This is a genomic window from Psychromarinibacter sediminicola (assembly GCF_029168335.1).
GTDB classification, from domain to species: Bacteria; Pseudomonadota; Alphaproteobacteria; order Rhodobacterales; family Rhodobacteraceae; genus Psychromarinibacter; species Psychromarinibacter sediminicola.
Map to the genome: position 1 here is coordinate 1 of NZ_JARGYC010000052.1, position 23,846 is coordinate 23,846.

A 23,846-nucleotide genomic window follows, 5' to 3' on the forward strand; every position below is an offset into this window, starting at 1 on the left:
GCGCCGTCCGATCCGCCGGGGGGCCAGCCCCCGCCGTCCATCGTGCTTGCACCGATGGCGCACTCAGGACGACCCCCCGGCGTATTTTAAACGAGAAGAAGCATCATGGGTCTTGGAAGGCAGGGGAGAGCGACCTCGTGGCCGGCCCCTTGTGGACATCCCCGGCGCCCGGGCGTACCGTCGCGCCATGACCGACTACCCGGCACAGTCCTGGCGCCACATGGGCCGGAAGATCGACGCGAACGCCCACCCCGGCGCCGCCCTTGGCGCGGCCCCCGGTCTGCCGCGCCGCCCCGGATGAGGCCGGCCCGTCTCGGCGCCACTGCAACCGGTATCCTGCTAATCCTGGGCGCCATGCTGCTTCTGTCGACCATGGACGCGCTGGCCAAGCAGGTGGCGCAGGAGACGCACCCGATCATGGCGACCTGGGCGCGCTATCTGGGCCAGACGGTCGTGGTCTTCGTCGTGGTGATCCCGCGCATGCCGCGGGTCTTCCACACCGCCTATCCGGGGCTGCAGTTCCTGCGGTCGCTGTTCCTGCTGCTGGCGACCACCTGCTTTTTCTTCTCGATCACGCTGATCGGGCTGGCCGGCTCCACCGCCGTGCTGAACCTCAACCCCGTCCTGATCACCCTGGGCGCGGCGCTGTTTCTCGGCGAGCGCTTCGGCCCGCGCCGCGCCTTCGCCGTGGCGGCGGCGCTCGCCGGCGCGCTGATCGTGATCCGCCCCGGCTCGGCGGTCTTTTCGCTGTGGTCGCTGCTGCCGCTGGTCTCGGCGGTGTTCGTGGCCGCCTATTCGCTGACCACCCGCTTCGTCGGGCGCGGCGAGGACGCCTGGACCTCGCTGCTCTACGCCGCCGCCTTCGGGGCGCTGGTGCTCAGCGTCGCCGTGCCGTTCTTCTGGGTGCCGCCCGACGCGGCGACCTGGGTGCTGATGGCGCTGATGGGCCCGATCGGCTCGCTGGGCCACCTGTTCCTGATCCGCGCCTACATGGCGGCCGAGGCCTCGGCCATCGCGCCCTTCGCCTATGCGCAGCTGCTGTTCTCGACGATCTGGGCGATGACCTTCTTCGGCGAGGTGCCCGACCGCTGGACCGTCCTGGGCGCGCTTGTGATCGTGGGGGCCGGGCTCTATGTCTGGCACCGCGAGACCCGCGCCGCCCCGACCCCCAGCCCGCCCGAGGCATGAAGACCCGCGACACCCCCACCCTGACCGACCGCGCCACCGACGCCGCCGCGCGCGCGCTGATCGCCGCGGCGCTGCGGCTGCCCTATCCGCGCCGGATCGCCGCCGGCGGCTGGATCGCGGCGCATCTGGCCGCGCCGGTCGCGGGCTGGTCGCGCCGGGTGCGCGAGAACCTGGCCTACGTGATGCCCGAGCTGCCGGCGGCCGAGGTCGACCGCCTCGCCCGGCAGGTTCCCGACAATTTCGGCCGGGCGCTTCTGGAGATGTATTCCGGCCCGGACTTCGTGGCCCGCGCCGCCGCCACGCCGCTCGACGAGGACGCGCTCGCGCCGCTGGCCGAGGCGCATGCCCAGGGCCGCCCGTCGATCCTGGTGACCGGGCATTTCGGCAGCTACGACGCGGTGCGCGTGGCGCTGACCGCCCGCGGCTATCCGGTCTGCGGGCTGTTCAACCCGATGAAGAACCCGCTGTTCAACGCGCATTACGAAACCGCCCTGCGCAGCCTGGCCGAGCCGGTCTTCGCCCGCGACCGCCGCGGCATGGCCGAGATGGTGCGCCACCTGAAGCGCGGCGGCTCGGTCGGGATGGTCATCGACCAGCACATGCGCCACGGGGCGGTGCTGGACTTTCTGGGCCGGCCGGCGCGCACCGCGCTGTCGGCGGCCGAGCTCGCGCTGAAGCTCGACGCGCTGCTGATGCCGGTCTACGGCATCCGGCGCCCCGACGGGCTGAGCTTCGATCTGCGGCTGGAACCGCCGGTTGCGCATAGCGACCCGGTGACGATGACCCAGGCCCTGAACGACAGCCTCGCCGCGCTGGTGCGCCGCCACCCCGAGCAATGGTTCTGGATCCACCGCCGCTGGAAGGAGGCGGAGGACGTCCCAGAGGAGACGGAGGAGACCGAGGAGACCGACGGGGCGTGACGGCGCGACCCTGCGCCTCCCCCCGCCCTTTGCGATTGCCCCGTCCCGGCCCGCCGCGCATTCTGCGCCCATGAAGGACCCGCAGGTCAAATCCATCAACGCGCTCGCCCGCGGGCTGGAGGTGCTGCAGCTCTTGCAGAGCACCGGCGCGCTGACGCTGCACGACCTGCACCGGCTGTCGGGCATCCCCAAGGCCTCGCTCCTGCGCATCCTGAAGACGCTGAAGGAAAAGGGCATGATCTGGCAGCGCATGGTCGACAGCGCCTATGTCCCCTCGCACTCGCTGTCGGAACTGGCCAGCCGGATGGACCGCGAGCACGAGCTGACCGAGATCGCCTCGCCGATCCTCGAAGCGCTGTCGGACGAGGTGAAATGGCCCTCGGTCCTCGCCGTGCCGCGGCTGGGCCATATGGAGGTGATCGAGACCAACGCGCGGCGCGCCTATTTCGGCGACATCCCGTTGGGCCCGGCGGGGTTTCAGGTGAACATGCTGCGCTCGGCCTCGGGCCGCGCCTATATCGCCTATTGCGAGGACGCGGTGCGCGAGGCGATCCTGGAACGGCTGCGCCGGTCGGACCGGCCCGGCGACCGGCTGGCGCGCAGCCCCGCCTATGTCGCGCGGGCGTTGCAGGAGACGTGGGCGCAGGGCTTCGGCCTGCGCGATCCCGACTTCGGCGGCCATTTCGAATCGTCAGCACCCAGGCGATGCTCAACGTCACCGGCCCCGACCGCTACGCCACCGTCCCCGACGAGGTCACCCGTTATGTCCTCGGCTGCATCGGCAAGCCCGCCATGCCGATGGATGCCGAGATCGAGGCGAAGATCAGAAATTCCAGGCGCGCCAGAGAGTTGGAGGATGAAGCTCAGATGGCGTCGCTGGACGAGCTGCGCGCCAAGTTCGGCAAGGGGCTCAGCGACGAGGAGTTCCTGCTGCGCGCGACGATGCCGGAAGACCAGGTCGATGCCATGGTCGCCGCGCCCCCGGCCCGCGATCGCTATGATCCCGGGTCGAAACCTGTCATGGATCTGGTGAAAGAACTCACCGCCCGGAAGTCCCTCGGCTCGGTCAAGATCGAGAAACCCGGCTTCCGGCTGGAACTGAACGGAGGCGGCCGATGACCCGCACCATCCGCGCCGCGGTCTTCGACATCGACGGCACGCTGGCCCTGATGAACAAGAAGGCCGGCACCTTCACCGCGCTGCCCGGCGCCGTCGACGCGCTGGCCGCCTGCGAGGCCGCGGGCATCGCCGTCATCGCCTATACCAACGGCACCTTCTTTCCGCCGGCGCATTACTATCCGCTGCTGGCCGATGCCGGGATCCGCATCGCCCCGGGCCACCTGCTGACCCCCGCCGCCATCGCCGCCGAGGCGCTGGCCCGGCAGGGCTATGCCCGCATCATGGTGATGGGCGGCGACGGCACCCGCGTGCCGGTCCGCGACGCCGGGATCGAGATCGTCGAGCCGACGCCCGATGCCGGCCCCGTCGACGCCGTCCTCCTCGGCTATACCCGCGACTTCGGCGCGACCGAGCTGGAGGCCGTGGTGCAGGCCGTCTGGGACGGCGCCAGGCCCTTCGCCGGTTCCGTCGCCCCCTATTTCGCGTCTTCGAACGGGCGGATGCTCGGCATCTCCGGCGCCATCGCCGCCGCGCTGGAGAACGCCACCGACCAGAAAGTCACCGTCTTCGGCAAGCCCGAGGTTGCCGGGCTCGACACCGTCACGGCCCTGACCGGCGCCGCGCCCGCCGAGATGGCCGTCATCGGCGACGACCCCAAGCTCGAAATCCGCATGGGCCGCCGCGCCGGCGCCCTGACCGTCGGCGTGACCACCGGCATCGCCGACGAGGCGCTGTTCATGAGCTTCCCCGCGGACGAGCGCGCCCACATGGTCCTGTCCTCGCTGGAACAGCTGGCGGACCTCCCCTGGCTGACGGAGCCCGCCTGATGGTCTCCGAAGGCGACATCCTCTGGGAGTGCCCCGAAGACCGGCTGGCAGAGACGAACATCGTCAAATACTTAGGCTGGCTGGCCGAGCGCGGCCGGCGCTTCGACGGCTACTGGGATCTCTGGCAATGGTCCGTGGATGACCCGTCCGCGTTCTGGCAGTCCCTCTGGGACTATTTCGAGATCCTCCACGACGGCGAGATCGACGCCGTCATGACCGCCGACCCGATGCCCCGCACCCGCTGGTTCACCGGCACCCGCCTGAACTACGCCGAGCATGTCCTGCGCCACGAGACCACCGGCGACCCGTCGCGCGCCATGCTGCATCATTCCAGCGAATGCCGCACCGCAGCCACCATGAGCTGGGCCGAGGTCGGCAGCGCCGTCCGCCGCCTCGCCACATCGCTTCGCGACCGCGGCATCGGCCCCGGCGACCGCGTCGTCGCCTACATGCCGAACATCCCCGAGACGGTGATCGCGATGCTCGCCACCACCGCCATCGGCGCCACCTGGTCCTCGGCCGCGCCCGAATTCGGCGCCCAGACCGTCATCGACCGCTTCGCCCAGATCGAACCGAAGCTCGTCTTCGCCGTCGACGGCTACCGCTACGGCGGCAAGGACTATGACCGCTCGGCCGACCTGGCCACGATCCTCGCCGCGCTGCCCGGCGTGGAAACCCTGGTTACCGTTCCGTATCTTAACGAGTCGTCAACCGAATGTTTCGCGCGCGAAACAATTGCTTGGGAGGCGCTGTTAAACCGCCCCGAGATCGCGCCCGACGCCTTCGCCTATGAGCGTGTCGCCTCCGACCACCCGCTCTGGATCCTGTTCTCCTCGGGCACCACCGGCCTGCCGAAACCCATCACCCACGGCCACCACGGCATCGTGCTCGAGCACTACAAATCCGCCGCCTTCCACTTCGAGCTGCAGCGAAACGGCGCGCTGTTCTTCTACTCAACCACCGGCTGGATGGTCTGGAACACGCTGATGTGGGGCCCGCTGATGGACGGCCGCGCAGTGCTTTACGACGGCCACCCGGCGCATCCCGACGCCACGCTTCTCTGGCGGATCGCGGCGGACACGCGGGCGACCGTGATGGGCGTCAGCCCGACCTATATCCAGATGGTCCGCCAGCAGGGCATCGTGCCGGGCCGCGACGTCGACCTCTCGGCGCTGCAATCGGTGATGCTGGTGGGCTCCCCCTCGACGCCGGAGACCTTCGCCTGGGCCTACGAGGCGATCGGCCCGGACATCTGGGCCAGCTCGCAATCCGGCGGCACCGAGTTCTGCTCGGGCATCCTGGCGGGCTCGCCCCTCCTGCCCACCCGCGCCGGCGAAATCCAGGCCCCCGGCCTCGGCACCGCCGCCCGCGCCTATTCCGAAGAGGGCACGCCCGTGACCGACGAGGTGGGCGAGCTGGTGCTGGAAAAGCCGATGCCGTCGATGCCGCTCTTCCTCTGGGGCGACGACAATTTCGCGCGCTACACAGACAGCTATTTCGACACCTACCCCGGCATCTGGCGCCACGGCGACCGGGTGAGGTTCAACGCCCATGGCGGCGGCTTCGTGCTCGGCCGCTCCGACGCCACGCTGAACCGCTTCGGGGTGCGCATCGGCTCGGCCGAAATCTACCGCACCATCGAGACCTTCCCCGAGATCGCCGACAGCCTGATCGTCTGCGTCGAGGAAGACAGCGGCGGCTATTACATGCCGCTGTTCGTGAAGATGGCTGAAGCTCGCGCGCTAACCGACGATCTGAAAACCGAAATCGCCCGCCGCCTGCGCGCCGACCGCAGCCCCCGGCATGTCCCCGACGAGATCGTCGAGGCCCCCGACATCCCCGCCACGCTGACCGGCAAGAAGATGGAGGTGCCGGTGCGCAAGCTGCTGCTCGGCGCCGCGCCGGAGACCGTCGCCAGCCGCGACGCGACGAAAAACCCCGAAGCGCTCGACTGGTTCGCCGCCTTCGCCGCGAAACGCGCGTCATGAGCCTCGATGCGCTGTTCGGCGTGGCCGGCAAGGCCGCCTTCGTCACCGGCGCCGCCGCCGGGCTGGGCCGCGCCATGGCCGAGGCGCTGGCCGAGAACGGCGCCATGGTCGCCTGTTTCGACCAGGACGTCGACGGGCTCGCCGAGACCGCCCAGCGGCTGAAGCAGACGGGCGCCGAGGTCCTGACCTATCCCGGCGACGTCACCCACCGCGCCGCGGTCGACAGCGCCATGGCGGGGGCGGCGAAAGGGTTCGGCCGGCTCGACATCGCGGTCGCGAATGCCGGCATCTCCGACCCGTCCGACGCCCTTCTGCACGAGACGGAGGAGGACGACTGGCAGCGCGTCGTCGACGTGAACCTGCACGACACCTACAACACCTGCCGCGCCGCGCTGCGGCTGATGCTGCCGCAGGGCGCGGGCAAGATCGTGACGGTCGTCTCGATGTGGGGCCTCGCCGGCGCCGCCGGGCTGCAGCCGCGGCCCGCCTATGCCGCCAGCAAGGGCGCGGTGGCGAACCTCACGCGCGAGCTGGGCCTCGAATACGCTCGCCACGGCATCCAGGTGAACGCGCTCTGCCCCGGCTTCTTCCGCACCGAAACGCGGCCCCGCGACGCCGCGCAGGCCGAGCGGTTCGAGGCCTACACGCCGATGGGCCGCATCGCCGAGGCCGACGAGATCAAGGGCTCGCTGCTTTACCTCTGCTCGCCCGCGTCGGATTTCGTGACCGGCACGACGCTCGTCGTCGACGGCGGCATCCTGGCGCGGTAGGTTTCAAAATCTTCCAGAAGATTTTGACTTTGCAGGATTTTCTAGAAAATCCTGACGGGCACGATCTTCTAGAAGATCGTGGCCCCGCCCCGTCGCGACCCGGAACACCGCGCCCGCGAGCTGCGGGGTCACGGTGATCTGGCAGGGCAGCCGCGACGCCTCGGTCGGCTCGTGCGCCATGAACTCGATCGTGTCCGCCTCGTCCGGCGCCGGCGGCTCCAGCGCGCCGTCGGCCGCGACGCCGTCCGCAAGAGCGCAACCCAGCCCGCCGACCGCGTCGGTGACGAACACGCGGGCGCGGTCCAGTCCCGGACCGCTCATCCCGGATACCTCTCCCATCTGCAGTTCGGCCCAGGCGGCAGCCGTGCTCCCCTGCGCCAGCGCACGGCCCGCATCGGTCGTCATGATCGGGGCGACTGGTCCCTAGCATGCCGAAGAGTTCCAACAGCGGCCAACCGGACCAGCCCGCTATGGCCCGCACCCCGTGCAGCGCTCGCGGCAGCCCGTCGGCAACGAGGGTGTGCTCGCAATTGTTGCGCATGTCGAGGAAGGCGCGCGCCTCCCGCCACAGCGGCAGGTCGCGCGGCAGGGCGCCCCGTCCAAGGCGCCCCGTTAGCGCTATCTCACGTCAAATCAACGACTTGCCAACCTGTCCAACCTTGGACACCCGCGCGTCACGCCGCGCGGGCGAGGTTTCGCAGCACATAGTGCAGCACGCCGCCATGCTCGACATATTCCTTCTCGACGCCGGTATCGATCCGGCATTTCAGCTCGATCTCCTTGGTCGACCCGTCGCCGTAGGTGATCGTGCAGGGCACCATCGCGCCAGGCTTCAGATCGCCCTCCAGCCCCTTGATGTCGACCGTCTCGTCGCCCTTGAGGCCCAGCGTCTTGCGGGTGTCGCCGCCGGTGAACTCGAACGGAATCACGCCCATCCCGACAAGGTTCGAGCGGTGAATCCGCTCGTAGCTCTCGGCGATCACCGCCTTGACCCCCAGCAGCGCGGTGCCCTTCGCCGCCCAGTCCCGCGACGAGCCGGCGCCGTATTGCTCGCCGGCGATGACGACGAGCGGCGTGCCCTGGTCCTGATAGGCCATCGCCGCATCGTAGATCGAGGTCTGCGCGCCGTCCGGGCCCAGCGTATAGCCGCCCTCGACCCCGTCCAGCATCTCGTTCTTGATGCGGATATTGGCGAAGGTGCCGCGCATCATCACCTCGTGGTTGCCCCGGCGCGAGCCGTAGGAGTTGAACTCCCGCACCGGCACCTGATGCTCGACCAGGTACTGCCCGGCGGGCGAGCTTTCCTTGAACGAGCCCGCGGGCGAGATGTGGTCGGTGGTGATCATGTCGCCGAACAGACCGAGGATCTTGGCGCCGCCGATGTCGGAGATCGTGCCCGGCTCCTTCGACATACCCTGGAAATAGGGCGGGTTCTGAACGTAGGTCGAGGTCGGCGGCCAGTCGTAGGTTTCGCTGTCGGTCGTCTCGACCGCCTGCCACTTCTCGTCGCCCTTGAAGACGTCGGCGTATTTCTCCTGGAAGGACTCGCGGGTCACGGTCTTCTCGACGAGGTCCGCGATTTCCTTCTGCGACGGCCAGATGTCCTTGAGATAGACGTCGTTGCCGTCCTTGTCCTGGCCCAGCGGGCCGTTGGCGATGTCGGCATTCATGTCGCCGACCAGCGCATAGGCCACCACCAGCGGCGGCGAGGCGAGGTAGTTGGCGCGCACGTCCGGGCTGATCCGGCCTTCAAAGTTGCGGTTGCCCGACAGCACCGACACGCCGATCAGGTCGTTGTCGTTGATGCACTTGGAGATCTCCGGCGCCAGCGGGCCGGAGTTGCCGATGCAGGTGGTGCAGCCGTAGCCCACCAGGTTGAAGCCGATGGCGTCCAGGTCGTCCTGCAGCTCGGCCGCCTCCAGATAGGCCGACACGACCTGCGAGCCCGGCGCCAGCGAGGTCTTCACCCAGGGCTTGCGGGTCAGGCCCAGCTCACGCGCCTTGCGCGCCACCAGCCCCGCGCCGATCATCACATAGGGGTTCGACGTATTGGTGCAGGACGTGATCGAGGCGATCACGATCGAGCCGTCATGCAGCTGATAGGCGCCGTCGTCGGTGGGCACGAAGCCGCGCTTGTGATGGCCCTCGTCGCCGGGGATGTCCTGCGGCTCGGGCGCCCCGCCCTCGCCTTCCCAGCGCGCCTCGGAGCGGCCGTTGGCGTCCTTGCCCTCGCGGATGCCCTTGACGTAGCCGTGGAACGCCGGCGCCGCCCCGGTCAGCGCGATGTAGTCCTGCGGCCGCTTCGGCCCCGAGATCGCCGGCACGATGGTGCCCATGTCGAGATGCAGCGTGTCGGTATAGACCGGGTTGTAATCCGGCCCGCGCCAGAAACCGTTCTCCTTGGCATAGGCCTCGACCAGCGCGATGCGGTCCTCGTCGCGGCCGGTCTGGCGCAGATAGCGCAGGGTCTCGTCGTCGATCGGGAAGAAGCCGCAGGTGGCGCCGTATTCGGGGGCCATGTTGGCGATGGTCGCCCGGTCGGCCAGCGGCAGGTGGTCCAGCCCGTCGCCGTAGAATTCCACGAACTTGCCGACCACGCCCTTCTCGCGCAGCATCTCCACGACCTTCAGCACCAGGTCGGTGCCGGTCGTGCCCTCGACCATGCGGCCCGACAGCTCGAAGCCCACGACCTCGGGGATCAGCATCGAGATCGGCTGGCCCAGCATCGCGGCCTCGGCCTCGATGCCGCCGACGCCCCAGCCCAGCACGGCCGCGCCGTTGACCATGGTGGTGTGGCTGTCGGTGCCGACCAGCGTATCGGGATAGGCGACCTCCTCGCCGTTCTGGTCGGTATCGGTCCAGACCGTCTGGGCCAGGTATTCCAGGTTCACCTGGTGGCAGATGCCGGTGCCCGGCGGCACCACGCGGAAGTTGTTGAACGCCTTCTGGCCCCATTTCAGGAAGGTGTAGCGCTCGATGTTGCGCTCGTATTCCCGGTCCACGTTCATCTGGAAGGCGCGGGGGTTGCCGAACTCGTCGATCATGACCGAGTGGTCGATCACCAGGTCGACCGGGTTCAGCGGGTTGATCTTCTGCGCGTCGCCACCGAGCGCCTTGATCCCGTCGCGCATCGCGGCGAGGTCCACCACGGCCGGCACGCCGGTGAAGTCCTGCATCAGCACGCGGGCCGGGCGATAGGCGATCTCGCGCGGGTTCTGGCCGCCCTTCTCGGCCCAGTCGGAGAACGCCTTGATGTCGTCCACGCTGACCGTGCGGCCGCCATCCTCGAAGCGCAGCATGTTCTCCAGCACGACCTTCAGCGCGGCGGGCAGTTTCGAGAAGTCGCCCAGCCCCGCGGCCTCGGCCGCCGGGATCGAGTAATAGGCGATCGTCGCGCCGCCGGCGCTGAGTGTCTTGCGGGTGTTGGAGCTGTCTTGTCCGACTTCGATGGGCATGAAGGTCCCTCCATTGGCTTGGGGCGAAACGGTCCCGGTCGCTGGTCCCGTCGCGGCGGCGGGACTCGGGTCTGGCGGCTCAGTATACCATTGTGCACCGTGGCGCAATCGGCTTTGGGGCCGCCTGTTACGGTATCCTCGCTAATCGTTGATTGGCGGTCGGCATGTGGCTTGGTTAGGTAGATAGGGGCGACAGGTCAAAGGGGAAATTCATGCGATTGCTGTGGGCAGCGCTGTCACTCGCGGCGGCGGTATCGGCCGGGCCGGACCGGAGCGCGGCGCAGTCGGCCGAGGACCCCGTGGTGGTCGAACTCTTTACCAGCCAGGGCTGTTCCTCCTGCCCGCCGGCGGATGCGCTGCTGGCCGAGCTGGCCGGGCGCGACGACGTGATCGCGCTGGCGCTGCATGTGGACTACTGGGACTATATCGGCTGGACCGACAGCTTCGGCGACAGCGCCTTCACGACGCGGCAGAAGGGCTATGCCCGCGCCTCGGGCCACCGCACGATCTACACGCCGCAGATGATCGTGGAGGGGCACGACCACGTCGTCGGCTACAAGCCGATGAAGCTGGCCGAACTGATCGGGCGCCATGGCGACGCGGCGCCGCTGGCCGACCTCACGCTGCGGCGCGAGGGCGACAAGCTGCATATCCGGGCCGAGGCGCGGGGCGCGCTGCCGCGCAAGCTTCTGGTGCAGCTGGTGCGCTACCTGCCGGAGGGCACGGTGGATATCCGCAAGGGCGAGAATGCCGGCCGGACGATCAAGTACACCAACATCGTCACCGAATGGGAGGTGCTGGGCGGCTGGGACGGCACCGAGCCCCTGGAGATGGAGGTGGCGGTCGACGGCGACAAGCCCTGCGTCGTCGTCCTGCAGGAGCCGGGCCACGGCGCCATCGTGGCGGCGGCGCGGCTGCGTTGAACAGGCTGCGTTGACGCGCGGCTGCGTTAACGGGGCGGCGCGGCCGTCCCGAACGGCGCCTGCCCCCCGTGTCAACGTCGCCGGGATTGCCGGGTCGACAACCTATCGGAGAAGTTCTACAATTAGGAGTTGAACGCTGAGTCCGAAGCGCCCGCGATCCGGCTTTTCGCCTGCATCGCGGCGCTTGCGGATTCGCGCGCGCCCTCTCGACAATGCGAAGCGGCGGCGTACTCTGTTGCGCCGGGCGAAATGCCTTATTCGGCCGCGCGGCGCCGCCCCGTGCCTTTCTCCTGCCGCATTTCGGCTGCGTTTCCGCCGGAAATCCGCAATTTTCGGCAAATTTCGGCCCGGATTAACCGATAAGTAAGGTTCCCGAAACGATCTGTTTCCTCGCAGCGGCTAATCCCCGTGGCTAGAATGCGACGAGAACGATAGGGGCGACCGGACCGATGATTGATACGACCGTACTGAACGACCGCCGTGGCAGGCTTGTCTGGCCGATGGTGGAATTCGCGTTTTTCACGCTGATGATCACGATCGCCTACGTGTCGTAATACGTGCCGTAGTACGTGTCGGGGGCGATCACTCGGCGGCGGCCTCGATCGCGGGCCGCAGCCGTTCCTCGATGACGCGCTGCGTCACCGGACCCGCGAAGCGCAGCACGACCTTGCCGTCGCCGTCGATCACGTAGGTCTCCGGCACGCCATAGACTCCCCAGTCGAGCGCCGTCTTGCCGCGGCTGTCCGCGGCCAGCGCCGTGTAGGGGTTGCCGAGCTCGCGCAGGAAGGCCATCGCCTTCTCGGGGTCGTCCTTGTAGTTGATGCCGTAGATCGGGAGGCCCTCGTCGGCCAGCGCCTCCAGGTTGGGGTGTTCCACCCGGCAGGGCGCGCACCAGCTGGCCCAGTAGTTCACCAGCTTCACCCCCGGCTCGCGCAGCGCGGCGTCGGTGAACGGCTCGCCGTCGCCGAGCGGCGTCAGCTGCATCGGCGGCGCCGGCTGTCCGGCGATGGCCGAGGGCAGCGCGTCCGGATCCTCGCGGTTCATGCCGAAGAAGAACAGCCCCGCCAGCGCGGCGAAGACCACCGGCGGCAGCACGACGAGCGGCTTAACCACGCTTTCCCTCCTGCGCGCCGAGGCGCCTGTTTTCCGCCGCGTCCAGCCGGCGGCGCATCCGCCGTGCCTGCACGACGCTGAGCACCACGATGCCCAGCAGCAGCGCCAGGCTGATCCCGTAGGCCGACAGCACCGTGCCCGCGTATTTTCCCAGATCCGGCATCATCCCATCCGCTCGCGCATTTCCAGGGTGTGCAGCCGCCGGCGGCGGATCTCGGTCTGCGTGCGCAGAAGCACCAGCGCCACGAACAGCAAGACGAAGCCCACGATGGCCACCAGCGCGGGGTACCAGAAGACGTCGGCCACGTTTTCCTCGGCATCCATCGACAGCGAGGCGCCCTGGTGCAGGCCCTGGTTCCAGAAGTTGACGGCATAGCGGCTGAGGATGGCGAAGACCGAGCCGACGAGGCACAGCACCGCCGTCAGGTCGGCCGCCGTGTCCGGGTTCTCGATCGCCTGCCACAGCGCCATGTAGCCCAGGTAGAACAGGAACAGGATCAGAAACGAGGTCAGCCGCGGATCCCAGGCCCACCAGGTGCCCCACATCGGCTGGCCCCAGATGGCGCCGGTGACCAGCGCTATCAGGGTGAAGGTCACGCCGACGGGCGCCGCCGCCTTGGCCGCCAGTGCCGAGACATGGTGGCGCCGCACGATCCAGATCAGCGAGGCGACCAGCATCATCGCCCAGGCGTTGATCGCCATCATCGCGGCGGGAACGTGCAGGTAGAATATCTTGACGGTCGATCCCTGCCGGTAATCCTCCGGCGTGAAGAAGAACCCCCAGATCAGCCCGCCCGCGAGCGCGAGCGCGGCCAGCCCCGCGACCCAGGGCAGGACCTTGTCCGAGGTCGCGATGAACTTGACGGGGTTGGCGTATTCCCAGATCGACATGGGGCGAGGATTACCGCCCCCGCCCCGCCGCAACAAGCCCAACCGCATGCGCCGGGCGCGGCGCGCGGTCACATCTTTGCGCGGGGCTCAGGCCACCTGGCGCGACAGCCGCGGCAGAACGGCGAGCGTCAGAAGCCCCGCCGCCCAGGCGCAGCCCGCGATCACCGCCATCATCGGCAGCGCGGTGCCGTCGAAGAACAGCCCCGACACGGCGATCATGATCCCGCCCGCCAGCATCTGCAGCGTGCCGCCCAGCGACGAGGCGAGCCCGGCGATCTCGCCATGCGGGTCGAGCGCCATGACCATCGTCGTCGGGATCACCAGCCCCAGCCCGGCATTGCCCAGCAGCAGCCCGGCGATCAGCACCGGCAGGCTGCCGTAGCCCGCCGCCACCAGGGCGAGCGTCGCGGTGGCGAACAGCACGAAGCCGGTGATGCCCAGCCGGATCACCCGCGCGGTCCCCATCCGCTCGCCCAGCGGCCCGGCCAGCTGCGAGGCCGAGAAGAAGCCCACCGCGTTCACCGCGAAGGCCAGCGAGAAGCCGGTGGGCGTCAGCCCGAACTGGTCGACATAGACGAAGGAGGCGCTGGCGAGGAAGGCGAAGAAGCTGGCCATGCCGAAGCCGCCGATGAAGGTCAGCCCCATGAAGGTCGGGTCGGTCAGCAGGGTCCGGGTTCCGCGCAGCAGGCTGCGCAGGTTCACCCGCACCCGCCGCTCGGGCGGCAGCGTCTCGCGCAGGGCCGTGGCCGTGAGGATCAGGCTGATGAGCGCCGCGAGCCCCAGCACGCCGAAGATGCCGCGCCAGCCGGCGACGGCGGTCACCGCGCTGCCCGCCAAGGGCGCCAGCATCGGCGAAATCGAGATCACCAGCATAACCATCGCCATCAGCTTGGTCGCCTGCGGCCCGGTATGCATGTCGCGGATGACGGCGCGCGGCACCACCATCACGACGGATCCGCCCAGCCCCTGCAGGAAGCGGAACGCCACCAGCAGCTCGATCGTGGGTGCCAGCGCGCAGCCGACCGTGGCCAGCACGAAGATCGTCAGCCCGGTATAGATCGGCAGCTTCCGCCCCGCCTGGTCGGCCCAGGGGCCGTAGACAAGCTGCGCCAGCCCGAAGGCCAGGAAGAAGGCCGTCAGCGTCTGCTGCGTGCCGCCCGCCGTGGTCGCCAGATCGTCGGTGATCTGCGGCATGGCGGGCAGGTACATGTCGATGGCGAAGGGGCCGACTGCGGACAGCAGCCCGAGGATCAGGGCGATGCGGAACATGGGGTTTGCCTTTGCGGTTGGCGCAGGCCTAGCGAGTCCGTCGCGCTGCGGCAACGGAAAATGCATGCCACTCTCATGTTTTGAGCGGGAGGCAGCCAGTCGCCCGGCGCAAGGGGCGCGCATGCGGCGCTGGCGGAGCAGGCGCGGCGGAACAGGATTTTCTAGAAAATCCTGATCTTACGAGATTTTCTAGAAAATCTCGCGCTGCAGAACCTTCTAGAAGGTTCTGTCGCGTCGGACCTGGCCCTACTCCGCCGCCACCGCCTCGTCGTCCTGCTCGGCCGCCTGCCGCTGCCACAGCGCGGCATAGCGCCCGTTCCGCGCCAGCAGGTCGGCGTGGCTCCCCTCCTCCACCACCTCGCCGGACTCCAGCACCACGATCCGGTCGGCATCGGCGATGGTCGACAGCCGGTGCGCGATGGTCAGCACCGTGCGCCCCTCGCCCATCGCCTTCAGCTCGGACTGGATGTCGCGCTCGGTCTCGGTGTCGAGCGCGCTGGTCGCCTCGTCCAGCAGCAGGATCGGCGGGTTCTTCAGAAGCGTCCGGGCGATGCCCACGCGCTGCTTCTCGCCGCCCGACAGCTTCAGGCCGCGCTCGCCCACCTGGGTGTCGTAGCCCTCGGGCAGCGACACGATGAAGTCGTGGATCTTGGCCGCGCGCGCCGCCGCCTCGATCTCCTCGCGCGTGGCGTCGGGGCGGCCGTAGGCGATGTTGTAGAGGATCGAGTCGTTGAACAGGACGGTGTCCTGCGGCACCACGCCGATCTGCGCGTGCAGGCTCTCCTGCGTGACCTCGCGCAGGTCCTGCCCGTCGATCCGGAGCGCGCCGTCCGACACGTCGTAGAACCGAAACAGCAGCCGCCCGATGGTGGACTTGCCCGAGCCCGACGGCCCGACGATCGCCACCGTCTCGCCGGCGGCGACGGAGATCGACACGCCCTTCAGCACCGGCCGCTCGGGGTCGTAGCCGAAGACCACCTGGTCGAGTTCCACCGCGCCGCCCTCGATGCGGATGTCGTGGGCGTCCTCGGCATCCTTCACCTCGGCCGGCTGTTCCAGCAGGTCGAACATCTCGGCCATGTCGACGAGCGCCTGGCGGATCTCGCGATAGACGGTGCCGAGGAAGTTCAGCGGCATGGTGATCTGGATCATGTAGGCGTTGACCATCACGAAATCGCCCACCGTCAGGCTGCCGTTCTGCACGCCGACGGCCGCCATCACCATGACGATGACGAGGCCCGCGGTGATCAAGAGCGACTGCCCGAAGTTCAGGAAGGCCAGCGAATAGGCCGTGCGGATCGCGGCGCTTTCATAGCCTTCCATGGCGCTGTCGTAGCGCTCCGCCTCGCGCCGCTCGGCGCCGAAATACTTCACCGTCTCGAAGTTCAGCAGGCTGTCGATGGCCTTCTGGTTGGCGTCGGTGTCCTGCTCGTTCATCTGGCGGCGGATCTTCACGCGCCATTCGGTGACCTTGAAGGTGAACCAGATATAGAGCCCGATGGTCACCACCACGACCGCCAGGTACCAGAGGTCGAAGACCACCGCGAGCACCACGCCGATCATCAGCAATTCCAGCAGCAGCGGCCCGATGGAGAACAGCAGAAAGCGCAGCAGGAACTCCACGCCCTTCACGCCGCGCTCGATGATGCGGCTGAGCCCGCCGGTCTTGCGGGTGATGTGATAGCGCAGCGACAGCGCGTGCATGTGCCGGAACGTCTCCAGCGCCAGCTGGCGCAGCGCCCGCTGGCCGACCCGCGCGAAGATAACGTCGCGAAGCTGCTGGAAGCCCACATTCATCAGCCGCGCCATGCCGTAGCCGATGGTCAGGCCGACCGCGCCGATGGCCAGCATGAAGGCCGCGCTGTCGCCCTCGCCGGCGAGCGCGTCCACCGCCGCCTTGTAGAAGAACGGCGTGCCCACGGCGACGAGCTTGGCCACGAACAGCGTCACCAGCGCCCAGACCACGCGCTTTTTCACCCAGGCCTTGTCCCTGGGCCAGAGATACGGGGCCACCTTGCGCACGACGCGCCAGCCGCTGCGGCGCGCGGCCTCGCTGTTCCAGTCGGTCATGACGCTGGGCATGGGTGTCCTTTCGTCCGAGCCGCATACCTAGGCGCGGCCGGCGGGGATTGCCAGTGCATGGATGCACAGGGCGGACGCCGGTCTCCCCGCGCCGTCCCCCCATGCCGTCCCCCCATGCCGACCCTCCGTGCCGACCCTCCGTGCCGCTCACTCGCCGTCGGGAATTTCGAACACCTGGCCGGGATAGATCCAGTGCGGGTCGCGAATGCGGTCGCGGTTCGCCTCGAACACGCGGACATAGAGGAAGCCGTCGCCATAGCGCGCGTCGGCGATGCCCCAGAGCGTGTTGCCCGGCTGCACCGTCAGCAGCTCGGTCCGCGGCCCGTCGCCGCCCTTGGCACCGGGGTCGGAGGCGTCGCGCCCCGCCTCCAGCTCGGCCAGCAGCTCCGGCTCCTCGCGCTTGAACGGCGTCTCCACGCGGGAGGTCACGGTGCCGTCGGGGCCGAGCTCGTCGACGCGCAGGGTGTAGACGCCGGTGTCGACATCGGGCAGCGGGGTGCGCCACTGGCCGTCGACGCCGATCTCGGTGGTCTTGATCGGGTTGTTGTCCAGGTAGACGCGGACGAAGCCGCCCTCCTTGCCGCGCCCGCCGAGCGCGACCTCGCCCTCGGGGTCGTAGCTGATCGTGTCGATGATGACCGACTGCACCGGGGCGGGGCGGTTGCCGCCCGACTGCAGCACGCGAATGCCGGTCTCGTCGGCGAGCAGCACGGTCGGCGCCTCGGGCTTCGGCGCGGCGCCCGGGGTGCTTTCGCCGCCGGGCAGGTCGGCCGGGCCGTCCGCCTCGGGCGCGCTCATCCCGGGCGTCTCAGACGGGGCGGCCGGGCCGGCGCCGGGAAGCTCCGGCGCCGCGGCGACCGGGACCTCGGGCGCGTCGGTGTCGGGCGCGGCGGTGTCGGGGGCGGCGGGCGCCGTGGTCTCCGCCCCGGCGCCGCCGAGTGTGGGTGCGTCGGGCGATGTCCCCTCCGGCCCCGTTGCACCGGCCTCCGCGACGGCGACCGGCGCGTCGGTTTCCGGCACGACCGAGCTGGGGGCGGAGAGGTCCGGCGCCGCGATCTCGGGCGCGGGCGTCGCCCCGTCCTCCGATGCGGTGTCGGTGGCCGAGGGCGCGGCGCCCTCCGTCGTGGCGCCGGGCGGGTCGGTCTCGCCGATCTCCGCTGTCACCGGCGCGTCGGTCTCCGGCGCATCGGTCACCGGCACGTCGGTCACCGGGGCGTCGGTCACCGGCACGTCGGTCACCGGGGCGTCGGTCTCCGGTGCGTCGGTCTCCGGCACGGTCGTCTCCGGTTCGGTCGTCTCCGGGCCGGTGCCCGCGATCTCCGGTCCGGTCCCCTCCGTCGCCGCGCCCGGCCCCGATGGCGCGAGGTCGTCCGCCTCGGCGATGTCCTCGGACGCGGGGGCGGCGGCGGAGTCGTCGACGGCCGCATCCGCGCCCGCGAGCCGCTCCGGTGACGACGGAGAGGCCTCCTCCGCCGCGTCGGGCGTCGCGGGGGCGTCCGCTGGATCGGTCCCAGGCTCCGACGGCGCGGCCTCGTCCGCCCCGGCCAGCTCGGTCTCCGCCGGGTCGGTCCCGGCAGGGGGTGTCCCGGAGGCCGTCGGCCCGGTGACCTCGGCCGTGTCCACGGCGGGCGCGGCGTCGCCGGCGGGAGCGCCGTCCGCCGCAGCCACATCCGCCGCGTCCGGACCCTCTTCGATGGCCGGATCGGCTTCGGTCGCCGCCGTGACAGTCGTGTCGGCGGGGCCCTCCGGCGCGTCCGGCTGGGGCGGCTCAGTTCCCTCCGCGATGCGGGGCGTCTCGGAGACAGCCGGCCCGTCGGTGACCCCGTCCGGTGCAGGCACGTCATCGGCCGCAGCCACGGCAGGGCCGTCGGGCGCAGGTGCGTCGTCGGCGCGCGCGACCTCCGGGGCGTCGCCGGAGGGGGCGTCGGCGCTCGGCGCCTCGGCCGTCGTTGCGGGGCTGTCGTCAGGGGCGCTGTCCGGGGCGGCACCGCCGGTCCCGGACGTGGGGGCGGCAGGGGCCTCCCCTTCGGGCCGTCGCTCCGGGACCAGCCCGGCGATGTCGAGCGGCGGCGCGTCGCCGGTGTCGCGGTCGCCCTCGGCGACCTCTTCCGGAGCGCTGTCCTCCGTCGATCCGTCCCCGACGGTCCCGGCTGGAGCCTCCGGCCCGGCGTCGCCGCCCTCGGTCCCGGCCGTCTCGACGCCCCCCGCGCCCGGCACGGCGCCGTTCTCGGAGGTGCTCAGCCGGGTCTCGCCCGGCGGCGCGGGCGCCGTTTCGACGCCGGCCAGGTCGCCCGGAGGCGCGTCCGCCTCCGGGGCCGCGGCGATGTCGGGCGTGGCGGTGGCGTCCGGCGGCGTGTCGGCGGGCGGTGCCGGCGGCGCCGCGCTCTCCGGTATGGGGCCATCGGGCGGCGGCAGGGTCTGGGCGAGATCCGGCGCGGCGGGCGTCTCGGGCGGCGCGTCCTCGGCGGCCAGGTCGGTCTCGCCCGGCTCGGGCACATCCGCCGCGGTCACCGGCGGCACGTCCGCCGCGTCGGGCACCGGCGCGGTGCCGGTGTTCACCGGCGGTGCCGCCTCGCCTGTCGCCCCGGCCCCGGAGAGCGCCGGCGGCGCGGCATCGGCATCCGGCGCCGCCGTCACGCCGGGCACCCGCCCGACCGGCGCGTCCGGATCGGGCGCCGCGCCCACGCCCTCGGCGCTGGCCACGACATCCGGTTCCGGCGCGGCGGGCTGCAGGATGACCGTGGCGGCGGATCTCACGGGGTCTTCGCCGTCCTTCAGCATCGTCAGGCTCATGACGCGGGGCACATCGGCCGGGGGGACCGAGAACATCGACACGAAGCCGCCGTCGCCGCCGGCCTGCGTCACGGCGACCTCTTCGCCGTCGAGAAGCACCTTGACCTCGGACCGCGGCGCCGCCTTGCCGGCGATCAGCGCGTTGCCGTCGGCATCGACGCGCACGACGTCGAAGCTGGGCGGCGTCGGCTTGGGCGGCGGCGCGGCCGCGTCCGGGGTGTCGGGCGCCGCGGCGCTCTCCGGGTCGGGGGCGGGGTCGGCCTCGGTCCCGGAAGGCGCTTCGGCGGTGCCTTCGGGCGCAGTCTCCTCGGGCGCGGTCTCCTCGGGCGCCGTCTCCTCGGGGGCGGGGGCGCTGTCGGGCGGCGGTGTCGTGGCGATCTCGACGGGGGCGTCGGGGTTCGGCGACGGGGTCAGGACCTGCCACGCGCCAAAGCCCGCGGCCCCCAGGGCGACCGCCACGGCCACGGCCCCGCTGGCAGGCCCTCCGCCAAAGACGGACCCGATTTTCGACAGCATCGCGTTCCCCCATGCGCCGGCCCCGTGCCGACGGTTGAGCGACATTAGCAACAAGGCTATTGGTGGTCAAAACCCATTGCCGTGAGGGCTAGATATGGTAGCTACCGCCCCGTCCATCTGTGTCTTCTGCGGCTCGCGCGACGGCGCCGATCCGGCCTTCCGCGCGGCCGCGACCGAGCTGGGCCGCGCCATGGCCGCCGAGGGCTGGCGGCTGGTCTACGGCGCCGGCGATGTCGGGCTGATGGGCGCCGTCGCGCGCGCCGCGCAGGAGGCCGGCGGCGACACGTTCGGCGTGATCCCGATCCACCTGATGGCGCGCGAGGTGGCCAAGCGCGACCTGGGCCGGTTCATCGTCACCGAGAACATGCACGAGCGGAAGAAGGTGATGTACATGAATTCCGACGCGATCGCGGTGCTGCCCGGCGGCGCGGGATCGCTGGACGAGTTCTTCGAGGTGCTCACCTGGCGCCAGCTGATGCTGCATGCCAAGCCGATTTATCTTCTGGATACAGAAGGTTACTGGCAACCGCTCGTGCGCCTCGTGGACCACACGATCGAGACGGGCTTCGCCGATCGCAGCCTTGCCAGCTACTTCACCACCGTCGCCACGGTGGACGAGCTGGTCGCCGCCCTGCGCGCCGACCTCTCCTGACGCCACGTCCGCAGCGTGTAGATCGCCAAGGCCACCCAGATCAGCGGGAAGGCGATGGCGTGCCAGCGGGTGAACGGCTCGGCGAAGATCGCCACGGCCACGGCGAATTGCAGCGTCGGGTTGAGGTACTGCACCAGCCCGACGGTCGCCATCGTCACCCGCCGCGAGGCGTAGGAGAACAGGATCAGCGGGGTCGCCGTCAGCGGCCCCGACAGCATCAAGAGCGCGCTGTCGGACAGGCTGCGACCGAATGTCGCCAGGTTGGTGCCGGTCAGCCCCGTCCAGCCCTGACTGTGCACGCCCCACAGCCAGAACAGCGCCAGCGGCACCAGCAGGACCACTTCCGCCGTCACCGACACGACCGCGCCGGCGGCCACGTATTTCTTCACCATGCCATAGAAACCGAAGGAGAAGGCCAGCACCAGCGACACCCACGGCGCCACGCCAAGCCCCAGGGTCAGCACGATGACGGCGGTGGCGGCGAGCCCCACGGCCACGGCCTTCGCCGCGTCCATGCCCTCGCGGTAGACCAGCACGCCCAGCATCACCGAGACCAGCGGGAAGATGTAATAGCCCAGCGACGATTCCACCACGCGGCCGATCTGGACCGAATAGATGAAGAAGAACCAGTTGGTGGAGATCATGCCGGCCGCGAAGCCGACCGCGGCGACCTGGCGGGGCGAAGAGAGCAGAAGCCGCCGCACCTCGCCCAGCCGCGCCTGAAGCGCCAGCACCGTGCCGAAGAAGATCAGCGACCAGAAGGTCCGGTGCGCCAGAAGTTCCAGCGGCGGCACATGCGCCAGGAGCTTGTAATAGAGCGGCGACAGGCCCCAGATCATGCAGGCCGTCACCATCGCCGCCACACCCTTGCCCGCCTCGTTCATCGCCGCCCGCTCCTTTTGGCCCGCCAATGGGCGCGCGCGGGCGGCGATGTCAAGGCGCGGGGGTCAAGGCGCCGGGGTCAAGGCGGGCTCGGGCGCTCAGCCCAGTTCCCTGGGCAGCAGCGTCTCGACCTTGTCGAGCGGGTGGTTGGTGAAGTCCTTGGGCACCTCGGCCACCACCCGCGACGCCACCTCCTTGTGCATCTTGTGGCGCAACTCGCCCAGCACCTTGGGCGAGGCGGTCAGCACGATGCGCTCGAAGGCGTGCGTGTGCGCGTACTTGTACAACAGATCGGCCAGGTCGTCGGCGAACCGCTCCTTGGCCAGTTCGTGCCAGTCGGTGTCGTCCATCGCCGAGCGCTGCTGCACGCCGGTATCCTCCATCCGGCCCGGACGGTTGGCCGACTGCTCGCGGTCCGACGGGTTCTCCTGCTCTTCCAGGCGCACCACGTTCAGGTTCAGATCCTGATCGTCGCCGTCGTTGCGCAAAAACAGCGCCTTCTCGCCGTCGGCGAGCAGCACCCACGTTCCGGTCTTCACCTTGGGCTTTTCCTCGATGGCCATCTACGTCTTCTCCTTGTCGCCGCTGTCGTTCTGGTCCTGCGCCAGCGGGCGGGTGTTGCCGGCCGAGGTCTCGTCGACCTGCTTCTCCTCGTCGCGGGTGCCGACCTTGCGCTGGATGTTGCCGCCCTTGCGGCCCTCCTCGGTCGTCTCGCCGGACATGTTCTCGGGCTTGTCGCCGAGGATCTCCTCGGTCTCGCGGCGGCCGTCGTTCGACTTCTTGCGCTCTGCCATTTCCATTCCCTCCTTGGTTCGGGGAGGAAACGTTCGGGCCGCGCGCCGGGTTCCGCCCCGACACGACGACGGCCGCCCCGATCCGGGACGGCCGCCGCCAAAATAACGCTGTCGTCGCGGCAGGTTACATGCGCGAGGCGACGTTTTCCCAGTTCACCAGGTTGTTGAGGAAGTTGTCCAGGTAGGCCGGGCGCTTGTTGCGGAAGTCGATATAGTAGGAATGTTCCCACACGTCGCAGCCCAGAAGCGCGGTCTGGTTGAAGCACAGCGGGTTCACGCCGTTCTCGGTCTTGGTGACCTTGAGCGAACCGTCGGTGTCCTTCACGAGCCACGCCCAGCCCGAGCCGAACTGCCCGGCGCCGGCGGCGGCGAATTGCGACTTGAACTCGTCGACCGAGCCGAACGCCTCGACCAGCGCCTTTTCAAGCTCGCCCGGCATGCCGGTGCCGCCCGGGGCCATCATCTCCCAGAACTGGTTGTGGTTCCAGTACTGCGAGGCGTTGTTGAAGATGCCGTTCTGCGCGACGGCGTTCGGGTCGTAGGTGCCCTTGATGATCTCTTCGACCGGCTTGCCTTCCCACTCGGTCCCCGAGATGGCCTTGTTGCCGTTGTCGACATAGGCCTTGTGGTGGATGTCGTGGTGATACTCCAGCGTCTCCTTGGACATGCCCGACGCGGCCAGCGCATCGTGGGCATAGGGCAGATCGGGAAGTTCGAAAGCCATGGGGGTCCCCCTATCGTTGTAAGGTGTATCTGCTGGACAGAAATGGCATGGAGCGCGCGGCGTCAAGGGCAAGGCGCGGAAAACCCGCCGCCGCGCCTGTGTCGCGGATGCCGCAGTCGATACCGGAGTCTCCGCTGCATCGTTTACGTGGCGTCATCCAGGCGGCACGCTGGACGGCGCCAAATGCCACGAGAGGGGATCGCCATGAAAAGGACCATGTCCGTCGTCGCCGCAGCTCTGCTGTCGGTCAGTTCCACCGCCGCCGCGGCCCAGAGCGCGGATTCCGCGCCCTTCGTCCTGATCCCCGGCGCCGCCGCCAGCAGCGCCTTCAGCGGCGACAGCACGCCGTATTTCGTGCCGACCGGCATCGCCCTGGGCTTCGGGCTGTTCCTGAACGAGTATTCCATGGTGGACGTCGCCACGCGCGAGACGCTCTTCGCGCAAAGCCCGTTCTACTTCGACCTGACCCTCTACTGGCGGTTCGCCACGATCTCGGCGCTCGCGACGGCCTTCCAGCTGGGCTATTACAACCAGAGCGGCACGGTGGAGCGCGTGGTGCAGCCGGGCGGCGCCACCTTCGCGACGAGCGGCGACATGCGCGACCACGGCGTCTTTGCCGGGGTGCGCACCGAGCTGCCGCTCAACGGCGACCCGGCCGACGACACCGGGATCAAGCTGAGCGGCGCGCTGTCGCTGGGCTATGGCTGGCGCGAGTTCGACGCCTTCGGCGGCGGGTTCACCCAGGAAGAGGACGGCCTGTTCTGGCGGGCCGAGGCCGGGCTGGACATCCCGCTGGGCGACTCGCGGGCGGTGCTCAACCCCGGCCTGATCTACACCCATTTCGGCGGCGACGACATCGAGGCCGAAAACCTGGTGGGCGCGATGCGGATCCGCTTCGACTTCTGAGGCGCTGCGTCCGGGGCGCCCCGTCTGAGGCGCC

General features: G+C 69.7%; 20 protein-coding genes and 2 pseudogenes. 10 read left to right on the top strand and 12 right to left on the bottom strand.

Annotation, left to right across the window (positions count from 1 at the left end; genetic code table 11):
• The first annotated feature begins 297 nt into the window (after window positions 1–297).
• The 7 genes and pseudogenes from P1J78_RS17225 to P1J78_RS17250 all read left to right on the top strand — a co-directional run bounded on the left by P1J78_RS17225 (window position 298) and on the right by P1J78_RS17250 (window position 6,812).
• Window positions 298–1,188, top strand: a complete 891-nt coding sequence (locus tag P1J78_RS17225; RefSeq protein WP_275568616.1) for a DMT family transporter — start codon at window positions 298–300, stop codon at window positions 1,186–1,188.
• Window positions 1,185–2,108 (top strand): lysophospholipid acyltransferase family protein, encoded by a 924-nt coding sequence (locus P1J78_RS17230; RefSeq protein ID WP_275568617.1) that lies wholly within the window; start codon window positions 1,185–1,187, stop codon window positions 2,106–2,108. Before P1J78_RS17225 ends, P1J78_RS17230 begins: the two co-directional genes overlap by 4 nt.
• Before the next feature lie 70 nt (window positions 2,109–2,178).
• A pseudogene (locus P1J78_RS25465) lies at window positions 2,179–2,337 on the top strand (helix-turn-helix domain-containing protein); the annotation flags it as partial.
• A 476-nt stretch (window positions 2,338–2,813) separates the two neighbouring features.
• Window positions 2,814–3,008: pseudogene (locus P1J78_RS25470) on the top strand (hypothetical protein); the annotation flags it as partial.
• A gap of 215 nt (window positions 3,009–3,223) precedes the next feature.
• Entirely contained in the window at window positions 3,224–4,054 is an 831-nt protein-coding gene (locus P1J78_RS17240; RefSeq protein ID WP_275568619.1) for an HAD-IIA family hydrolase, read from the top strand.
• Window positions 4,054–6,042 (top strand): acetoacetate--CoA ligase, encoded by a 1,989-nt coding sequence (locus tag P1J78_RS17245; protein WP_275568620.1) that lies wholly within the window; start codon window positions 4,054–4,056, stop codon window positions 6,040–6,042. Before P1J78_RS17240 ends, P1J78_RS17245 begins: the two co-directional genes overlap by 1 nt.
• Window positions 6,039–6,812, top strand: a complete 774-nt coding sequence (locus tag P1J78_RS17250) for an SDR family NAD(P)-dependent oxidoreductase (protein ID WP_275568621.1) — start codon at window positions 6,039–6,041, stop codon at window positions 6,810–6,812. Before P1J78_RS17245 ends, P1J78_RS17250 begins: the two co-directional genes overlap by 4 nt.
• Before the next feature lie 3 nt (window positions 6,813–6,815).
• On the opposite strand, the gene P1J78_RS17255 is transcribed toward P1J78_RS17250, so the two are convergent.
• Together P1J78_RS17255 and acnA are read right to left on the bottom strand one after the other, a co-directional pair.
• Window positions 6,816–7,217, bottom strand: coding sequence for a 2Fe-2S iron-sulfur cluster-binding family protein (locus P1J78_RS17255; RefSeq protein ID WP_275568622.1), 402 nt, complete (start codon window positions 7,215–7,217; stop codon window positions 6,816–6,818).
• A gap of 269 nt (window positions 7,218–7,486) precedes the next feature.
• A complete protein-coding gene (acnA, locus tag P1J78_RS17260; protein WP_275568623.1) occupies window positions 7,487–10,267 on the bottom strand; it encodes an aconitate hydratase AcnA in 2,781 nt (926 codons plus the stop codon).
• A 212-nt stretch (window positions 10,268–10,479) separates the two neighbouring features.
• Between acnA and P1J78_RS17265 the strand changes: the two genes are divergently transcribed.
• Window positions 10,480–11,190: a DUF1223 domain-containing protein gene (locus tag P1J78_RS17265; RefSeq protein ID WP_275568624.1), complete on the top strand. Its 711-nt coding sequence runs from the start codon at window positions 10,480–10,482 to the stop codon at window positions 11,188–11,190.
• A 582-nt stretch (window positions 11,191–11,772) separates the two neighbouring features.
• Here P1J78_RS17265 and P1J78_RS17270 read toward each other — a convergent pair.
• The 6 genes from P1J78_RS17270 to P1J78_RS17295 form a co-directional block, all read right to left on the bottom strand.
• A complete protein-coding gene (locus tag P1J78_RS17270) occupies window positions 11,773–12,303 on the bottom strand; it encodes a DsbE family thiol:disulfide interchange protein (RefSeq protein WP_275568625.1) in 531 nt (176 codons plus the stop codon).
• On the bottom strand, window positions 12,296–12,469 hold the full coding sequence (gene ccmD / locus P1J78_RS17275) for a heme exporter protein CcmD (RefSeq protein ID WP_275568626.1): 174 nt from the start codon (window positions 12,467–12,469) through the stop codon (window positions 12,296–12,298). Before ccmD ends, P1J78_RS17270 begins: the two co-directional genes overlap by 8 nt.
• Window positions 12,466–13,194: a heme ABC transporter permease gene (locus P1J78_RS17280; protein WP_275568627.1), complete on the bottom strand. Its 729-nt coding sequence runs from the start codon at window positions 13,192–13,194 to the stop codon at window positions 12,466–12,468. Before P1J78_RS17280 ends, ccmD begins: the two co-directional genes overlap by 4 nt.
• A gap of 87 nt (window positions 13,195–13,281) precedes the next feature.
• Window positions 13,282–14,463 carry a multidrug effflux MFS transporter gene (locus P1J78_RS17285; protein ID WP_275568628.1) on the bottom strand — a complete coding sequence of 394 codons (1,182 nt, stop codon included), beginning with the start codon at window positions 14,461–14,463 and terminating at the stop codon, window positions 13,282–13,284.
• Between the two features lie 246 nt (window positions 14,464–14,709).
• Window positions 14,710–16,533: an ABCB family ABC transporter ATP-binding protein/permease gene (locus tag P1J78_RS17290; protein ID WP_275568629.1), complete on the bottom strand. Its 1,824-nt coding sequence runs from the start codon at window positions 16,531–16,533 to the stop codon at window positions 14,710–14,712.
• A gap of 159 nt (window positions 16,534–16,692) precedes the next feature.
• Entirely contained in the window at window positions 16,693–19,797 is a 3,105-nt protein-coding gene (locus tag P1J78_RS17295) for a LysM peptidoglycan-binding domain-containing protein (protein ID WP_275568630.1), read from the bottom strand.
• 151 nt (window positions 19,798–19,948) lie between these two features.
• Between P1J78_RS17295 and P1J78_RS17300 the strand changes: the two genes are divergently transcribed.
• A complete protein-coding gene (locus P1J78_RS17300; protein WP_275568631.1) occupies window positions 19,949–20,506 on the top strand; it encodes an LOG family protein in 558 nt (185 codons plus the stop codon).
• On the opposite strand, the gene rarD is transcribed toward P1J78_RS17300, so the two are convergent.
• The 4 genes from rarD to P1J78_RS17320 all read right to left on the bottom strand — a co-directional run bounded on the left by rarD (window position 20,443) and on the right by P1J78_RS17320 (window position 22,906).
• On the bottom strand, window positions 20,443–21,417 hold the full coding sequence (gene rarD / locus P1J78_RS17305; protein WP_309568137.1) for an EamA family transporter RarD: 975 nt from the start codon (window positions 21,415–21,417) through the stop codon (window positions 20,443–20,445). The genes P1J78_RS17300 and rarD overlap by 64 nt on opposite strands.
• 69 nt (window positions 21,418–21,486) lie before the next feature.
• On the bottom strand, window positions 21,487–21,951 hold the full coding sequence (locus P1J78_RS17310; RefSeq protein WP_275568632.1) for a host attachment family protein: 465 nt from the start codon (window positions 21,949–21,951) through the stop codon (window positions 21,487–21,489).
• Window positions 21,952–22,182 (bottom strand): hypothetical protein, encoded by a 231-nt coding sequence (locus P1J78_RS17315; protein ID WP_275568633.1) that lies wholly within the window; start codon window positions 22,180–22,182, stop codon window positions 21,952–21,954. It lies immediately after the preceding gene.
• Between the two features lie 124 nt (window positions 22,183–22,306).
• Window positions 22,307–22,906, bottom strand: coding sequence for a superoxide dismutase (locus tag P1J78_RS17320; protein WP_275568634.1), 600 nt, complete (start codon window positions 22,904–22,906; stop codon window positions 22,307–22,309).
• Between the two features lie 204 nt (window positions 22,907–23,110).
• Here P1J78_RS17320 and P1J78_RS17325 point away from each other — a divergent pair, with 204 nt between their 5' ends.
• A complete protein-coding gene (locus tag P1J78_RS17325; RefSeq protein ID WP_275568635.1) occupies window positions 23,111–23,812 on the top strand; it encodes a hypothetical protein in 702 nt (233 codons plus the stop codon).
• Window positions 23,813–23,846: the final 34 nt, after the last annotated feature.

Coding starts and splice junctions, on each gene's coding strand:
- P1J78_RS17225 (WP_275568616.1), top strand. CDS start 298: ATGAGGCCGGCCCGTCTCGGCGCCACTGCAACCGGTATCCTGCTAATC.
- acnA (WP_275568623.1), bottom strand. CDS start 10,267: ATGCCCATCGAAGTCGGACAAGACAGCTCCAACACCCGCAAGACACTC.
- P1J78_RS17325 (WP_275568635.1), top strand. CDS start 23,111: ATGAAAAGGACCATGTCCGTCGTCGCCGCAGCTCTGCTGTCGGTCAGT.
- P1J78_RS17230 (WP_275568617.1), top strand. CDS start 1,185: ATGAAGACCCGCGACACCCCCACCCTGACCGACCGCGCCACCGACGCC.
- P1J78_RS17280 (WP_275568627.1), bottom strand. CDS start 13,194: ATGTCGATCTGGGAATACGCCAACCCCGTCAAGTTCATCGCGACCTCG.
- P1J78_RS17265 (WP_275568624.1), top strand. CDS start 10,480: ATGCGATTGCTGTGGGCAGCGCTGTCACTCGCGGCGGCGGTATCGGCC.
- P1J78_RS17240 (WP_275568619.1), top strand. CDS start 3,224: ATGACCCGCACCATCCGCGCCGCGGTCTTCGACATCGACGGCACGCTG.
- P1J78_RS17290 (WP_275568629.1), bottom strand. CDS start 16,533: ATGACCGACTGGAACAGCGAGGCCGCGCGCCGCAGCGGCTGGCGCGTC.
- P1J78_RS17315 (WP_275568633.1), bottom strand. CDS start 22,182: ATGGCAGAGCGCAAGAAGTCGAACGACGGCCGCCGCGAGACCGAGGAG.
- P1J78_RS17300 (WP_275568631.1), top strand. CDS start 19,949: ATGGTAGCTACCGCCCCGTCCATCTGTGTCTTCTGCGGCTCGCGCGAC.
- P1J78_RS17310 (WP_275568632.1), bottom strand. CDS start 21,951: ATGGCCATCGAGGAAAAGCCCAAGGTGAAGACCGGAACGTGGGTGCTG.
- P1J78_RS17255 (WP_275568622.1), bottom strand. CDS start 7,217: ATGACGACCGATGCGGGCCGTGCGCTGGCGCAGGGGAGCACGGCTGCC.
- ccmD (WP_275568626.1), bottom strand. CDS start 12,469: ATGATGCCGGATCTGGGAAAATACGCGGGCACGGTGCTGTCGGCCTAC.
- P1J78_RS17285 (WP_275568628.1), bottom strand. CDS start 14,463: ATGTTCCGCATCGCCCTGATCCTCGGGCTGCTGTCCGCAGTCGGCCCC.
- P1J78_RS17245 (WP_275568620.1), top strand. CDS start 4,054: ATGGTCTCCGAAGGCGACATCCTCTGGGAGTGCCCCGAAGACCGGCTG.
- P1J78_RS17320 (WP_275568634.1), bottom strand. CDS start 22,906: ATGGCTTTCGAACTTCCCGATCTGCCCTATGCCCACGATGCGCTGGCC.
- P1J78_RS17250 (WP_275568621.1), top strand. CDS start 6,039: ATGAGCCTCGATGCGCTGTTCGGCGTGGCCGGCAAGGCCGCCTTCGTC.